The sequence below is a fragment of the Reinekea sp. G2M2-21 genome (assembly GCF_015687175.1).
Taxonomy (GTDB): Bacteria; Pseudomonadota; Gammaproteobacteria; order Pseudomonadales; family Natronospirillaceae; genus Reinekea.
Genome location: NZ_JADPQG010000011.1, coordinates 40,980 through 55,132 on the forward strand (window position 1 = coordinate 40,980; position 14,153 = coordinate 55,132).

The window sequence follows — 14,153 nt, forward strand, 5'->3', positions numbered from 1 at the left end:
TCTCTTAAAGGGAGCGAAATTAATTGAAACCTGACATTTGGATGCTGTTCTTTTTTGCCTACCTAGTCATCACAATATCGCCGGGTCCTAATGTGTTGGCGGTCGTTAAAAATGCCACGGCACATGGGTATTTCGCAGCAATGACCACCATTTTAGGGAATTTAACTTGTCAGCTTATTATCGTTGTTGCGGTAGCATTCGGTGCAGGTACCTTGCTCACTAAAATACCGACGGTGTTCCTGGTCTATAAGCTGGTGGGTGGCGCCTATTTAATCTATCTCGGTATGAAGGCATTAGTTTCAAGGCAGAAGCGCTTGGAAAGTGCGAAAGTTCAAACAGCGCCTCAGGAAAAACCAAACTTTTTAAGAATATTTCGTAATGGCTTTGCAGTGTCAGCCGCGAACCCGAAAACAATTATATTCCTGTCGGCGTTTCTACCTCAGTTTATTCAAGCCGGAGAGTCTCTTCTGGCTCAGTTTGCCACAATGTATGTGACCATTGCGCTGATTGTGTTTTGCATTCACCTGCTCTATTGCGTTGTGGCTAAGAGCTTACTTTCGCGGTTCATTAAACCAGTCTACAAAGTAGCGATGTCCAAGTTATCGGGAATCGTGTTTATTGTTTTCGGCGGTAGGATTGTATTTGGTAGTGCATCCTAATTAATTTTAGTCAGTTTGGTTCTATCAAATAGGCATTGCAACTCATAAACAGGTAAACCCATGCATAATTTAAAATTGTCGGCCCTAATCATGTTTGTCGCGATGCTATCCGGTTGCGCGACAACAAACTATTCAGAAGTAGGATTTGACCCGCAGCGCTCCTATAGAATCGTGAGCCTTATTAGTGCTAAGTCACTTTCAGTGGTCGGTGCGCAGGCGGCGGAATTGTCGAAAATTAACCAATTCCGGTTCAAGGATCTGCCAACACAGCGTTGGAATATAGAAGAGGTCGCTCCGGCTACTTATAAAATACTCGCAGAAGATTCAACTCTGGCGATCAGTGTGGAAGGGCGTCACAGCAGTGGTTCCGGTTATGGATTAATCTTGTTACCTTACCGGGGTGTACAGGGCCAGCATTGGCATATTGAACATGTTGCTAATGGTCGGTACATCATATATTCGACGGAAAATAATGCGGGTTTTGATGTCAGGGGCGGTGCAACCGGCGATGGCGTGGAAATTATGCTTTGGCCCCAGCATGGATCTACGAATCAGAAATGGCTTATTAAGGAATATAAGTAACCAGAATGAGGTGAACCGTTGCGTGAAGGCATTTCAGGAGACGAGTCTTTATGAAATTTGATAAGAAGGCTTATTGCGAAGGCCATATAGGAGTGAAGTACATGGATAAGAGCCGTCTTTTGGTGCTTCTGGTATTGGTCATTACATGTATCCTCGCGAGTTTTTCAATCTACTTGGGCAGTTCAGTTAGTGATCAAGAAAGTAGCAGCGCTTATCATCTATGGCTTTTGGTCTCGCCGTTTTTGGTTGGGCTTTGGCTTCGATTGGATTTAAGGGAGAACCAATATCCGTACGATTATGGCGTTAACTTTAGTGCATTCCGGTTAGTCGTACTTCCATATTATTTGGTTCAGACTAGGGGTAAAGTAGGGGTTCTCGCCTTCGTCGGGTTATTTGCTGTTATCCTGCTTCCTGGTGTGGTTGCTGATATCACCTTGTTAAAATTTGAAAATTGAGGGGTTCCTATGTCTGGCCGAATTGTCATAGCAGGGTATAAACCAAAACCCGGTAAAGAAGCAGAATTAAAAGCGCTAATGAACACCCATTTGCCGCGTTTACGTGCTGAAGGTCTGGTGACGGATCGAGAATCAATCATTATGCAGGCGAGTGACGGAACCATTCTGGAAGTATTTGAGTGGGCATCGAACGAAGCCATAGAAAGCGCGCACCACAACCCAGAAGTGCAAAAAATGTGGCAAGAGTATGCGGCAGTGTGTGAGTACGTCCCCATCGCTGACGTGGCAGAGAGCACACAATTGTTTTCAAACTTTACACCCCTGAACTAAATCTGGTTAGGCCGCAAGCGGGTGGCTAAGCCAATTTCAACAGGCTCAGCTACGTCCCGGATGGTGATTACTGTTCAAGGTTGTTTCTCATTGTCATCGCCCATGGTCGTTGCTCATGAGCTAGTAGAGTGTGGCGAGAGTTCCCCATTATCTCTTCTTTGTAAAACAGGCGTTCATCCTCCATTCAGGTAAGCTGTGCATACTCCCACCCCACTGTGTACAAGACGTATTCTTGCTTTTCTTTTTTTATCTCCTTGTATAGTGGCCGTATAGGCTGCTCTGGCATGACAAATGGGCGGTAAAGTGTGAAGAACAAAGGTTCTAGTTCATAACACGCCATATACCCGACATCCGCTTCGTTCAGCGGATGCCATGATACAGAGGATTACCATGAATAGCTCAACCCGGTTTTTAGTGTTCGGTTTCACTTTATTGTTGTGCGCGACGTCCGTGTCGGCTAATAAGTCAACTGCTTTGCGGGTTGGTGATATCGTTTTTGAGGATAAGCAGTTCATGTACTGCGTATACAAACATGCGAATAAAACAGTGCCAGTACGGGATGTCCGTGTGCTGAATTGCGAAGAGGAGTTCATTAAATCAGCGGCCGGTGTCGAACACTTTTCCAACTTAGAAGAACTCATCTTAAACCGAAACCAAATCACTAAGCTGGATGTTTCTGCCAACACGAAATTAAAGGTGCTTAAGGTGAGTAATAATGGTTTGTCTGAGTTGGACATTTCATCGAACACCGAATTGGTGAGTCTGTGGGCGGTGAGTAACCGGTTGCGTCACCTGAACACCTATTCAAATACAGCCTTAACCGACCTTTACATTTTTTACAACCAAATAAGCGAATTAGACCTGCACACCAATACGGCATTGCTTGATCTTCACGTGAGCGAAAACAAACTCACGGCATTAGACCTGTACGCAAACACGGCGATTCGAACGGTAGATGCTGGCTACAACCAACTGACAGCATTGGATATTTCTTCCAATACTTCATTGTCCAGGTTGATGGTCGGCGGGAACCAAATCACCTCGTTGGACGTTTCTACACATTCACTGTCAACATTGATCGTCAGTGATAATCAGTTAACCACGATAAAAATAAAGGACGCCGAAAAGTTCCAAACCTTAGTTGTTTCGAACAACCCCTACAATGACGAAACGCAGGCCTACTTGGTAGAGCTTTTCACAAACCTGGTACCAGAGCGGGGGCCTTACACCGTATTCATGTATTGATGTTTATCGCCGCAGCGCTGCCTTGCTGAACTGGCTTTCTGGTATGGCCGTGGTGATGTCGATGGTATCAATGCGATATTCCTTACCGCCACTGCTCGAAAGCATGTCTTTAAACGTCATGGCTTTCGGGTACCAGCCGTTGGCCAGTGGTATCACGTCTGTCACTTCCAGTGTTTTCAGCAACTTGCCGTTTTTTGCTATGAAATGTGCCTGCAAAATAATCCAGCGTTCCGTGTCGACCCACAGTTGTTGTTTTTCGTAAGCGACATCCGACTTGAGCGCAGTCAGTTCCAGTTGGCAAGTGTCCCTGCCATTGATGGTGTCGTGCCCGAGCAGGGTTGAGTCGTAGTCGCTGGCGAGTGAATCGTTATTCATCAGATCTTCATAAGACAGGTCGGAGCCCATAATTGACTGCTTGAGCAGGTGGCCGCTGATGGTGATGATACGGTCGTTGGGTGACGGTGTCGCCCAATTGTATGCCAAGGTTGCTCATCAATTCCGAAGTGACGAGCAATTCACCGGGTGCATTGGGCAGTCGCCCTTGGTTGATCATATTCACAAGGTCAAACCGGCTCACCTCAGGTGAGTTTTCGGAAAGCAGATCGATCCCCATGCCAAACACCGGCCCTTGGCTGCGGGTTTCGCCTTCGTCGTCTGGAATGTCCAATAGCCCACCGAAGCGGATGCGCGGAACCCATTCCACGTTGAACTCGGCACTAAACTGCTGCGTTAATGCCGATATTTTTGGCCATGCGTTCGCCCACCCTAACCGGGATGAGATCGGACTGTGTTTTTATCAAAGCGGTAGGAACGTTAACAATGTTCTGCGCAGGGTCAACGCCTCTCAGGTTCGCCGGTTGCGCACGGCCACCGGGAAACACCGAGCCATAAGCGATTAAGACCGGTGTCAGTGCGCCGTCGTCTATTTGCTGTTGCAAGGCGTTAGGTCTTCAGGTCTTAGATACGTTACAAAGGGCACTTTCTCGTCTTCTAAAGTAGTGCGTTTGAGTAATGACAGGTAGGCCAAGCCATGGTTGGTGTCAGCCTGATTTGGAAGAGTTTTTAAAAGTTGGTAATTCTCTAACGCGGCAGATGCAAACTAACCTCTTAATAATGCCTGCCCCACATGAAGCCATTTAAAATGGGTGTTGTTACCGTGTGACTTTGGAAATCATTGGGTAAGCATTTTTTAAGATGGCAAAATCAATTTACTTCTTTAGTCGGGACGATACGTACTTCAGTTTTCAAACTTGTCGGGTTATGGGTTAGAGCTCAATGGGTTTCATTGGCGAACAATGGAACATTGTTTTCAAGCTATGAAGTTTGAAGGCAGCAAGGATTTTTATAAAACCCTCAATTGTGGTTCACCTAAACAAGCCAAGGACCTAGGACAGTTAAGAGCCGAACCGATCCGGAGCGAATGGGAAGTAGTCAAAGAAAACATCATGTATCAAGGGCTGAAAATGAAATTCAATAAACCCGAATTACTGAGGCTCTTCTTTCCACGGGCAAGAAAGAGCTTATTGAAAACTCTCCATATGATAAATACAGGGGTAATTGACCCAATGGGAACGGAAAAAATTGTTTGGGGAAATTGCTGATGCAACTGCGGGAAGAGTGAAAAGAGTTGGCTTAATAAGCAAAAATAAAAATGCCAAGAAAAACGGCTTTACGGTGGTAGTTGGTTGATCCTGGTGTTACTAAATAAAAAGTGCGTTAAAGAATATTTGAGCATTATTATTGAGAACGTGCACGGGCAATGTAATCTGTGGAGTACTGACGATTATCATGATGAGTGTCGCAGCCTTTTCTCCAAGGCAGAAAAGCTGTTTAGACTAGCCTGAAGTTTTTTGGGTAGAGGTGATAGTCGTTTCACTGTCGATGTTCGTTTCGTTCATTGGTATGTGCAGTGGGGCAGCATCAAAAATTGTCGGGTCTATCGTCGTTCCTGCGTTATTGAATGTGCTATTTCATTTATTGGCTTTTATCTCAGTTTGGGTGTCAGCTGATACTCAAAAGTAAGGCCCGATTTTTGTTGATGCGTTTTTCGCCATGCGGCTGGAGTCTTGTGGTGCTGACGTTTAAACTGCCGAATGAAATGGGTTACATCCTGATACCCTACAGATAACGCAGTCTCCGCGATTCCTTCGTTGAAATGTATGAGTCGGGAGGCGGCTTCCGCCAAACGAAATGTTTGCAGCCACTCACCGACGCTTCGGCCAGTTTCCGATTTCATTTTGTTCGCGAGGTAAGGTGCAGACCAATGTACATGATTGGCCACATCCTCAAGGGATATAGGCTCGCGGTACTTCATTTCAATATACTGCAACGCCGAGTCCACTTTTTGAGACCTGGGTCTGGCTTTTTCTATGGGATAGAGAATGCTTATTTCATGAAGGACCAGCAGTAAGAGACTCTTCAGTACATCGTATTGCGCGCTGAAATGTCTGTCCTGGTGCGTTTCAATCTGGTCTAAGAGTTGATTCAGCCAGCGCTGTTGCTCGGTGTTACATTGAACAACTTTATGCTCACTGAACCGTGCTAATCGAAAGGGGGCTAATAAGCTATGGCCCTGTTCTAAAGCGAGGCAATTGCCGCAGAAGCATAGGCTGCGTACATCGCCTTCCAGGCGGTTTGCGACAGACATCAGCTGCCCGGCAGGTAACAATGCAATTGAGCCTGCTATAAGTGGGTGGGATTGTTGCGTTTGCAATTGGTAGTTGCCGGAATTCACCAATATCAACTGGTGTCGCTCAGAGACCTGCACTGCTGTAATGGCATGTTCGCGGAAAGCTTCTAATAAGTGCTGCATATTAAAATTGTATGATTTTTAGTTAAATATGACTCTATTTTAAGAGTTTTTCCGGTGCAATACTTAATTTCATCTGATTTAGGAGGTTTTTTAATGAATTTTGAAATTATTTTGGTTGCGCTAGCTCTCCACACGCTCATTTGGGAAAAACTACCGCATTGGGGAACGTGGTTTAACAGGCTCTTGGCGCTATTACCAAAACCGCTGCAAGCGCTCTATGAAGGGTGGCGTTGCCCTTATTGTTTCGGCTTCTGGGCTGCGTTGGTAGGACATTCTGTAACGCAAATACCTACTTTACCTTTGTTTGTTGAACGCCTAGCTGCGCAAGGCATGATAGGTGTGCTGGCGGGTTATTTTTTTGATGCGCTGGCAAGTGCTGTAGTCATTCAAATCGGCAAGCTCGGTATCAGCGCGTTGGGTTGGCCAGCAATAAAAGGAGAACAGGCGAGTGTTGAATACTTCGGACAAAAATAGGGTCAGTCTGACAAAGCAAACTCCGGAGGAGTTGGCGGGGTTAGCTCAGCAGCTGCTAACATCGGATGTATTGATGTTTCTGCCCGAGCATTGGTCACCCCTTTCGAGTTTGAGCAGTGCTCGGGCTTGGTTAGAGGCTCAACAAGCGGATATTTTTCGCATTACGTCCATGGATGAATCGGCCGGACTGTTGATCATTCACAAAGCCGAGGCGCAGTGGCACATAGGTTTTTTACTGTTGCCTGCGTTTTGGGGCCAAGGAATTGCGACAGTCGTCGTCAGGCTAGTTCAGCGCCTGTCTGAACGGGAGATGTTAAAACCAAGGCTTATCGCGGGCGCGGCCAGTGAGAATGTCGCCAGTATACGTGTTTTACAGAAGTGTGGTTTTGAAATAGCGACAAGTGAAGATGGGGTGTTTGCTGCTTGGCCAAGTGAGTAAATCCCAGAATTTACTCTGCATCAGCGCCTTAACAGGCGTATCCAACGGCCGATATTCAGAACGCTCATCATGGCTTGTGACACATAGGTCAGTGCGCAAGCGAGAAGAATTTTTCGTACGGTCAGCAAGTCACGGTCGGCAACGTAATTACCGTCTTTGAGGATGGGTAGTGCGCGGCCGAACGAGGCGTCAAATTCCACCGGAAGTGTAATGAAGTGAATGAGTGCCGAGATAAACATGGACGCGATAATGAAGATCAGCAATACCCGTGCAGCAACACCGAAGCCGGGAATCATGGCCATGATGGGTATCGCAAAAATAGCTGCACCGGCCAGTTTCTGAATGTTGATTGCGCCTTTGGCCATAAGAGTGCGCGTGGTTAAGGCAGCGTAGTTTTGCGAGTCTTGCAAGGCGTGGCCGAATTCATGCGCGGCGGTGGCTACGGCGGTCAGGCTTTTGCCGTCCATAACGTTTGGTGTCAATCGAATGGCCTTGGCTTCAGTGTCGTAGTGGTCGCCCAGGTCCGTTTTTTCGAGTCGCACATTCGTCAGCCCATAGCGGTCCATAAGGTGTGCAGCGAGTTCACCACCGGTTCCGGGTAGATCGTCTCGCGGTGTGCTGTTACTCGCCAGTACACGTTTTACCCAAATGCCGGGGCCAACGATGATACCGATGACTAGCAGTGCCAGCAGAAGAAACGGCATGGCAATGGTACTCCGTTATGAATTCAGTCGTTGTTGTATCGAGTGTAGTATGCCATTGGTATCCAGCCCAACCTGAGTCAACATTCGGGAAGGTTTGGCATGGTTGGTGTATTCGTCCGGCAAGCCCAGCTGCAAACAGTTCACTGGGATACCTGCGTCGTTCAGCGCTTCGGTCACTGCGGAGCCAGCGCCGCCCATGATGGCATTCTCTTCGACCGTCACTAATAGTTCGTGCTGTTGTGCCATCTGGATCACTAATGCACGATCCAATGGTTTGATAAAACGCATGTTTACTAAAGTGGCATTCAGCTGTTCCGCCACCGCGCGGCAAGGTTCCACCATGCTGCCGAAGGCTAAAATCGCGACCTGCTTTCCTTCACGCAGGATTTCAGCTTTGCCCAACGCCAGAGTGTCTAACGTGGTGGGTATGCTAACACCGGGGCCCGTCCCACGTGGGTAGCGCACGGCTGCGGGTCCATGGTATTGATACGCCGTGGTCAACATGGCGCGACATTCTGCTTCGTCTTTTGGGGCCATGACGACCATGTTTGGTACGCAGCGCAGGTAGGTGTAATCGAAACTGCCGGCGTGGGTTGGGCCGTCTTCACCCACCAAGCCTGCACGGTCGATGGCGAAGGTGACGTCGAGGTTTTGCAGTGCAACGTCGTGAATCACCTGATCATAGGCGCGTTGCAAGAAGGTTGAGTAGATCGCCACGACCGGTTTTAACCCCTCACAGGCCATGCCGGCGGCGACTGTCACGGCATGCTGTTCAGCAATGGCGACATCGTGGTAGCGATCCGGGAATCGGGCTGAAAAAGCGACCAGGTCTGAGCCCTCACGCATGGCTGGCGTCACACCAATGAGTTTTTCATCCTGGCTGGCCATATCGCACAGCCATTGGCCGAATACATTCGAGTATTTAGGTTTCGAAGGCGCCGGCGAACCTGTGGTTAGGGCCTGCGGTTCAATTTTGGTAATGGCGTGATACTTAATCGGTTCATTTTCGGCGGGAATAAAGCCTTTGCCTTTTTGCGTGGCGACGTGCAGAAACTGCGGACCTTTAAAGGTCTTGATGTTACGCAGGGTCTGAACGAGGTCGATCACGTCGTGCCCATCGACCGGGCCAACGTAATTGAAGCCCAGTTCTTCAAACAGGGTGCCCGGAGCCACCATGCCTTTCATGTGCTCTTCCGCTTTACGGGCGAATTCGAGCATCGGCGGTAGGTTTTTCAGCACCTTTTTACTGTTTTCGCGCAGATGCGAATAGGTTTTCGATGAAAATACGCGCGAGAACGCTTTATTCAGCGCACCGACGTTCTCGGAGATCGACATGTCATTGTCATTCAGCACAACCAACATGTTGGCGCCGTCGTGGCCAGCGTGATTCAGCGCTTCAAACGCCATGCCGGCGGTGAGTGCACCATCGCCGATGACGGCAATGCTTTGTTTGGTATTGCCTTTCAGCCGGTCGGCAATGGCCATGCCCAAGGCGGCGGAAATAGATGTGCTGGAATGACCGACGCCGAAGGTATCGAACTCGCTTTCATCGCGATGCGGAAAGGCGTGCAGTCCATATTCCTGGCGTATCGTCGGCAGTTGATCACGACGACCGGTCAGAACTTTGTGTGGGTAGGCCTGGTGGCCCACATCCCATACCAGCTTTTGTTCCGGAGTGTCATAGACATAATGCAATGCAATAGTGAGCTCAACCACGCCCAGACCCGCGCCAAAATGACCGCCAGAGCGCCCAACACTGTACAACAGGTATTCACGCAGCTCGTCTGCCAGTTGTGGCAATTGAGTTAAATCGAGTCGTTTTAAGTCCTGTGGTGAGTCAATGCGGTCGAGCAGAGGCGTAAGGGGCCTGTCCTTGGGAATGTGGTCGAAAACCTTCATGTAAGTACCTGATAACGCGAAAAAAGTCCGTGCTGCGCAAGCCCGGAATATTTAAGCGGCCTAGTCTACCGAATATCGCGCCACAATGGAGCGCTCCAAGGTGAAATTTATCGATCCAATGTCACGAATTTGACGTAAATCCGTGCATTCTGAAAGACAAATCCCCCTGGAGTTAACATGAAATTTCGTTGGAAAGGACTGCTTTACCCTGTGTTGGTTGTGGGTGTTGGCGTTGGCATCGGTGGCTGGTTCATGGCTAACCCGAAATCCAGCGTGGCGTTTGCAGAGCAATCGCTGACCGTTGACCCACTCATCGACGCCCCCACGGTGGCGACAATTTTGCCACAATCCGGTCAGTACGCACCTCAATTGCAGCTGTATGGGCAACTACGCAGTAAACAACAGGTGCGCATTAATAGCCCGGCTTCTGCAGAAGTATTGAAAGTATTAGTGAATGAAGGTGATGTTGTGGCCGAAGGGGACCCTTTAGTCGAACTGGACACTCGTTCGTTACGTCGCCAGGTAGATCAGTTGCAGGCTCGCCGCCAGGACATCAGTGCGCGTCGCCAGGCCGAAGCGCAGCAACATGAAAACAACGTTGCCGCGTTGGTAGTGGAAGAATCTCTGGTGGATATCGCCCGCCGAAGTGTTGCCCGCCTGACCGATCTGAAAGCGAAAAACCTGGCCTCAGCGAGTGATCTGGAAAACGCGGAACGCACATTGCAGAACCAGTTGCTGTCATGGCAGAACCGGAAACTGGCGATTGCCCGGTATCAAACCACAGACCAGCAATTTCAGGCGCAACTGGCTGAGTTAGACAGCCAAATCGACCAGGCCACTGAGCAGCTGCAGGACGCCACCGTGACCGCACCATTCGCGGCGACCGTATCCCAGGTCGAAATACAACAGCGGGCGAATGTTCAGGCGGGTCAGAGTTTGATGACTCTGGTGGATGCCCAGCAGCAGGAGCTGATTGCCTGGGTATCGGCAAACGCGTTACCAGCCAACGTCAGTCTTAACCAACTGCAAGGTCAACTGGAAACGGAACAAGGCTTAGTACCCGTGTCGTTGCTGTATGCCGACCCCGCCGCGAATGCCGGTAGCCTGCGTTTGTTTTTTGCCGCAGAACAAGCCGATGCCTCATTAACGCTGAACCGCTATTACCGCATCTGGGTTGACCTGCCTACGCAGCAAGCCTTCGCGGTTCCGGAGTCGTCTGTTTACAGCAATCAATACCTGTATCAGCTGCAAGATAACCAATTGCAGCGCGTTCAGGTCGACGTCGTCGGTGAGCGGTTTCAAGACGGTCAGCTATGGCGCTTGGTGATGGGTGAGCTGGCGGCCGAACCGGTCCTGGTGACCCGTTTGCAGAACGCCGCGCAGGGCTTGAGTGTGAAGGGCGCTGCCGAAACCACCACACTGGCCGCAGCGGAGCGCTGATATGAACAGCATTATTGAAGCGTTTGCGAAGCATCGAATCGCCCCCAATGCGGTGATGTTTATCGTCATATTTCTCGGGCTGGTGGCGCTGGATCGCGTAAACACACAGTTTTTGCCTGACTTCAACCTGAACATAGTGCGCGTCAGTACACCGTGGGAAGGTGCCAGTGCTGAAGATGTGCAGGAAGGTTTGGCGGTACCGGTAGAGCAAGCCATTCTTGGCTTGACCGATGTCGACCGGGTGACCACAACCAGCATTGAAGGTCGAGCCTCCATGACGGTGACCTTAAAAGAGTCTGCACCGCCTCTGGATCAGATGATCACTGAAATTGAAAAGGCCATTGCGGTGGTGAATCTGCCAGAAGGCGTGGGTGACACTCTGGTGGAAGAGTTTGTAATCTTCGACCCTGTCGCTGACGTGTTGATCTACGGTGACTTAACGTTAGACGAATTGCAGGTTATTGCCGATCGGGCGGAAAAAAGCCTCAAGGGCGCGGGTATTACCAAGGTTGATATCACCGGGTTGCCCACAAAGTCGATCGAGGCGTCAATCGCCGTCGACGACTATCTGAGCCTGGGCTCAGGGCTTTCGTCAATCGGTCAGCAGATTGCTGGACGTAACATCAACGCGCCTGCAGGCATTACCGGTGAAGATGCGATCTCAGCTCAGTTGCGCATTCGCAATGAAGCACAGCGCTCGGAAACGCTTGGTCGTCAGCTGATTACAGTAAATGACCAGATCCTGAACTTGAATCAAATCGCTGATGTCGAGTTGGTGCGGGATAACAATGAGACCCGTATTTATTACCAGAACTTGCCCGCAGTAAAACTCAGCTTAAGCCGGACATCTGGGGAAGACACTCTGGAACAGGCGGAAATTCTGGCGCAGTGGCAAACCGATTTTGGCGCTGAGTTACCGCAAGGTGCGGAAGTTAGGGTCTACAACGAAGCTTATGAGTTTGTGCAGTCACGAATCAGCATCATTCTGAACAACGGTTTGGGCGGTCTGGTTTTTATCATGATCGTTCTGTTTCTGTTTTTGAATCATCGCCTCGCTTGGTGGGTGGCCGCCGGTGTGCCGGTGTCGTTTTTTGCGACCATCATGTTTTTGGAACTCACCGGTAACTCGATCAATGTCATCAGTCTGTTGGGTTTTCTCATTGCCCTTGGGGTCATCGTCGACGATGCCATCGTGGTGGGTGAGAACGCCTACGCCAATATGGAAAAGGGCGATGATCCGGAAACGGCGGCAATAAAAGCCGCAAAACGGATGCTGCCTGCGGTTTTGGCAAGTTCCGTGACGACGGTCGCTGCTTTCCTGCCCCTATTGTTGGTCGGAGGCCCCTCCGGTGCTTTTACCAAGGGCGTTCCCATTGTTGTGATTATGGCTATTCTGGCTTCGTTGATTGAATGTTTTATTATTTTACCCGGTCACTTGGCGCACAGTTTTAAAAAAGGTCAGGTCCAACAACCAAGCAAGTTCCGGGTGAAATTTGAACGCGGATTTGAGTTTATCCGCCAGCGAATCGTGCGGGTATTGGTCACAAAGGCCGTGAACTACCGCGCGACAACCTTTGCCTTTGTGGTGGTGGCCTTGGTGCTGTCTTTCATGCTGGTGGGTTCAGGCCGTGTGAAGTTTGTCTTTTTCCCGGCCATCCAAGCCCCGGAAATACAGCTGCAAGCTGAATTCTCGGAAGGCACCGACCCTGCCGTGGTGACCGATTTTCTGGTAAACATGGAAACAGCCCTGGCAACGGTTGAACGCAACAGCGGCGAAGCCTTTATCGATACCATTGTGCGCGAAACCAATACCGGGTCTCCTGAGCGGGGTGGTTTGTACGTGCAGTTGGACGCCTCCACCGAGCGAGCGTTGACCAATGCGGACATTATTAAACAATGGCGAGCGGAAGTTGCGGCACCGGCTGGGTTGAAGAAACTGAATTTTGTGGAAGGGCAGCAGGGCCCATCGTCCAATGGTGTCAGTATTCGCCTGATCAACGAAGATCTTGGCCAGCTGAAGCGTGCAACAGACTTTGTGAAAGAAGAACTGGCCGCGCTGACCGGTCTTATCGAAATTGAAGACGACATCCCTCTGGGCAGTGAGCAACTTGACCTGACATTAACCGCCGATGCTGTCGCACTGGGTGTGACCCCGGCTTACCTGGCGCGTTCACTACGGGAATACGTGGATGGGTTCGCGGTTCAGAGTTTACAGGTGGATGGCGAAGAGCTGGATGTAGTATTGCGAATTAACGAAGCACAAACCAACAGCTGGTTCGCACTGTCGCAATTTCCGGTTCGCTTAGCCAACGGCGACTCCCGCCCACTGGCGGCCCTAGCACAACCGAGTTCCGAACGCGCGATTCAACAGCTGAGCCGTGTGGACGGTGAACTGTCTTCCGTCATTACGGCCAAGCTCGCGGATCGCTCACTGAACCTCACTGAAATCAATCAGACCATTGATACCAATGTCCGTGCCCAATTGCGTGACCGCTTCCCGAATGTTCGCCTAGATGTGGAAGGGGACCAGGCTTCTCAGGCAGAGTTTTTTGCCGACGTGAAGATTGGTGGCATGCTGGGGTTGTTGTTGATGTTTATTGCACTGGCCTGGGTGTTCGAAAGCTGGACCTGGCCCATTGCTGTCATGAGTGCGATACCGTTTGCGCTAACCGGTGCCATCGTCGGCCACTGGGTGCTTGGATTAGAACTCAGCGTCTTGAGTATTTACGGTTTGTTTGGCTTGTCCGGGATTATTGTAAACGACTCGATCGTCCTGGTGAGTTTTTATCGGGAGCTGCGCAAGCAAGGTATGGATATTAAAGATGCCGTGGTGGAAGCCAGTGTACAACGCTTCCGTGCAGTTCTGCTGACCACGCTGACCACTGTGGGTGGCTTAATGCCGTTGCTGTTTGAACCGTCGTTTGACGCACAGTTCCTGATCCCGCTTGCGGCAGGTATCGCCTTCGGACTCATTTACGGCATTGTGCTGATTATGTGTTTCGTCCCAGCGATGCTGGTCAGTATTGAAAACTTGGGTTCTCGCTTTACGCGTAAACCGCAGGTTGCCGTCGCCTGAAAAACATAGAGGCGGGAGTGCTCAAGGCTCAGTGTGTT

General features: G+C 49.9%; 16 protein-coding genes. 10 read left to right on the forward strand and 6 right to left on the reverse strand.

Going from position 1 to position 14,153, the window contains the following annotated elements; translation table 11 throughout:
• Window positions 1-23: 23 nt before the first annotated feature.
• The 5 genes from IYN85_RS24190 (at window position 24) to IYN85_RS24210 (ending at window position 3,271) form a co-directional block, all read left to right on the forward strand.
• Window positions 24-659, forward strand: a complete 636-nt coding sequence (locus IYN85_RS24190) for a LysE family translocator (RefSeq protein WP_196161553.1) — start codon at window positions 24-26, stop codon at window positions 657-659.
• A 60-nt stretch (window positions 660-719) separates the two neighbouring features.
• Entirely contained in the window at window positions 720-1,241 is a 522-nt protein-coding gene (locus IYN85_RS24195) for an RICIN domain-containing protein (protein ID WP_196161554.1), read from the forward strand.
• Window positions 1,242-1,291: 50 nt separating this feature from the next.
• Window positions 1,292-1,696 (forward strand): hypothetical protein, encoded by a 405-nt coding sequence (locus IYN85_RS24200; RefSeq protein WP_196161555.1) that lies wholly within the window; start codon window positions 1,292-1,294, stop codon window positions 1,694-1,696.
• Window positions 1,697-1,705: 9 nt separating this feature from the next.
• Window positions 1,706-2,026 (forward strand): putative quinol monooxygenase, encoded by a 321-nt coding sequence (locus IYN85_RS24205; protein WP_196161556.1) that lies wholly within the window; start codon window positions 1,706-1,708, stop codon window positions 2,024-2,026.
• A 390-nt stretch (window positions 2,027-2,416) separates the two neighbouring features.
• Complete coding sequence (locus tag IYN85_RS24210) at window positions 2,417-3,271, forward strand: leucine-rich repeat domain-containing protein (RefSeq protein ID WP_196161557.1); 855 nt, start codon at window positions 2,417-2,419, stop codon at window positions 3,269-3,271.
• Between the two features lie 3 nt (window positions 3,272-3,274).
• On the opposite strand, the gene IYN85_RS24215 is transcribed toward IYN85_RS24210, so the two are convergent.
• The 3 genes from IYN85_RS24215 to IYN85_RS24225 are packed head-to-tail and all read right to left on the reverse strand — an operon-like array spanning window position 3,275 to window position 4,209.
• Complete coding sequence (locus IYN85_RS24215) at window positions 3,275-3,676, reverse strand: outer membrane lipoprotein-sorting protein (RefSeq protein WP_230390958.1); 402 nt, start codon at window positions 3,674-3,676, stop codon at window positions 3,275-3,277.
• Window positions 3,654-3,974: a hypothetical protein gene (locus IYN85_RS24220; protein ID WP_196161559.1), complete on the reverse strand. Its 321-nt coding sequence runs from the start codon at window positions 3,972-3,974 to the stop codon at window positions 3,654-3,656. The genes IYN85_RS24215 and IYN85_RS24220 overlap by 23 nt, the downstream gene beginning before the upstream one ends.
• Window positions 3,975-3,987: 13 nt before the next feature.
• A complete protein-coding gene (locus IYN85_RS24225; protein WP_196161560.1) occupies window positions 3,988-4,209 on the reverse strand; it encodes a hypothetical protein in 222 nt (73 codons plus the stop codon).
• A gap of 312 nt (window positions 4,210-4,521) precedes the next feature.
• Here IYN85_RS24225 and IYN85_RS24230 point away from each other — a divergent pair, with 312 nt between their 5' ends.
• Entirely contained in the window at window positions 4,522-4,872 is a 351-nt protein-coding gene (locus IYN85_RS24230) for an NADAR family protein (RefSeq protein ID WP_255533846.1), read from the forward strand.
• A 383-nt stretch (window positions 4,873-5,255) separates the two neighbouring features.
• Here IYN85_RS24230 and IYN85_RS24235 read toward each other — a convergent pair whose 3' ends face one another.
• On the reverse strand, window positions 5,256-6,083 hold the full coding sequence (locus IYN85_RS24235) for a helix-turn-helix domain-containing protein (RefSeq protein WP_196161562.1): 828 nt from the start codon (window positions 6,081-6,083) through the stop codon (window positions 5,256-5,258).
• A 54-nt stretch (window positions 6,084-6,137) separates the two neighbouring features.
• On the opposite strand from IYN85_RS24235, the gene IYN85_RS24240 reads away from it, so the two are divergent.
• Together IYN85_RS24240 and IYN85_RS24245 are read left to right on the forward strand one after the other, a co-directional pair.
• Window positions 6,138-6,557, forward strand: coding sequence for a hypothetical protein (locus tag IYN85_RS24240; RefSeq protein ID WP_370592244.1), 420 nt, complete (start codon window positions 6,138-6,140; stop codon window positions 6,555-6,557).
• Window positions 6,532-6,996, forward strand: a complete 465-nt coding sequence (locus IYN85_RS24245) for a GNAT family N-acetyltransferase (RefSeq protein WP_196161563.1) — start codon at window positions 6,532-6,534, stop codon at window positions 6,994-6,996. Before IYN85_RS24240 ends, IYN85_RS24245 begins: the two co-directional genes overlap by 26 nt.
• 20 nt (window positions 6,997-7,016) lie before the next feature.
• On the opposite strand, the gene IYN85_RS24250 is transcribed toward IYN85_RS24245, so the two are convergent.
• Window positions 7,017-7,700 (reverse strand): zinc metallopeptidase, encoded by a 684-nt coding sequence (locus tag IYN85_RS24250; protein WP_196161564.1) that lies wholly within the window; start codon window positions 7,698-7,700, stop codon window positions 7,017-7,019.
• A 15-nt stretch (window positions 7,701-7,715) separates the two neighbouring features.
• A complete protein-coding gene (dxs, locus tag IYN85_RS24255; protein WP_196161565.1) occupies window positions 7,716-9,599 on the reverse strand; it encodes a 1-deoxy-D-xylulose-5-phosphate synthase in 1,884 nt (627 codons plus the stop codon).
• Between the two features lie 177 nt (window positions 9,600-9,776).
• Here dxs and IYN85_RS24260 point away from each other — a divergent pair, with 177 nt between their 5' ends.
• Both IYN85_RS24260 and IYN85_RS24265 read left to right on the forward strand, forming a co-directional pair.
• The gene (locus tag IYN85_RS24260) at window positions 9,777-11,039 is read left to right on the forward strand and encodes an efflux RND transporter periplasmic adaptor subunit (RefSeq protein ID WP_196161566.1); all 1,263 of its coding nucleotides are present in this window, start codon (window positions 9,777-9,779) and stop codon (window positions 11,037-11,039) included.
• A 1-nt stretch (window position 11,040) separates the two neighbouring features.
• The gene (locus IYN85_RS24265) at window positions 11,041-14,115 is read left to right on the forward strand and encodes an efflux RND transporter permease subunit (protein ID WP_196161567.1); all 3,075 of its coding nucleotides are present in this window, start codon (window positions 11,041-11,043) and stop codon (window positions 14,113-14,115) included.
• The last annotated feature ends 38 nt before the right edge of the window (window positions 14,116-14,153 follow it).

Excerpts from the sequence above, each read along its gene's own strand:
- IYN85_RS24195 (WP_196161554.1), top strand. The coding sequence starts at position 720 with ATGCATAATTTAAAATTGTCGGCCCTAATCATGTTTGTCGCGATGCTA.
- IYN85_RS24200 (WP_196161555.1), top strand. The coding sequence starts at position 1,292 with ATGAAATTTGATAAGAAGGCTTATTGCGAAGGCCATATAGGAGTGAAG.
- IYN85_RS24205 (WP_196161556.1), top strand. The coding sequence starts at position 1,706 with ATGTCTGGCCGAATTGTCATAGCAGGGTATAAACCAAAACCCGGTAAA.
- IYN85_RS24210 (WP_196161557.1), top strand. The coding sequence starts at position 2,417 with ATGAATAGCTCAACCCGGTTTTTAGTGTTCGGTTTCACTTTATTGTTG.
- IYN85_RS24215 (WP_230390958.1), bottom strand. The coding sequence starts at position 3,676 with ATGGGCTCCGACCTGTCTTATGAAGATCTGATGAATAACGATTCACTC.
- IYN85_RS24235 (WP_196161562.1), bottom strand. The coding sequence starts at position 6,083 with ATGCAGCACTTATTAGAAGCTTTCCGCGAACATGCCATTACAGCAGTG.
- IYN85_RS24250 (WP_196161564.1), bottom strand. The coding sequence starts at position 7,700 with ATGCCGTTTCTTCTGCTGGCACTGCTAGTCATCGGTATCATCGTTGGC.
- dxs (WP_196161565.1), bottom strand. The coding sequence starts at position 9,599 with ATGAAGGTTTTCGACCACATTCCCAAGGACAGGCCCCTTACGCCTCTG.
- IYN85_RS24260 (WP_196161566.1), top strand. The coding sequence starts at position 9,777 with ATGAAATTTCGTTGGAAAGGACTGCTTTACCCTGTGTTGGTTGTGGGT.
- IYN85_RS24265 (WP_196161567.1), top strand. The coding sequence starts at position 11,041 with ATGAACAGCATTATTGAAGCGTTTGCGAAGCATCGAATCGCCCCCAAT.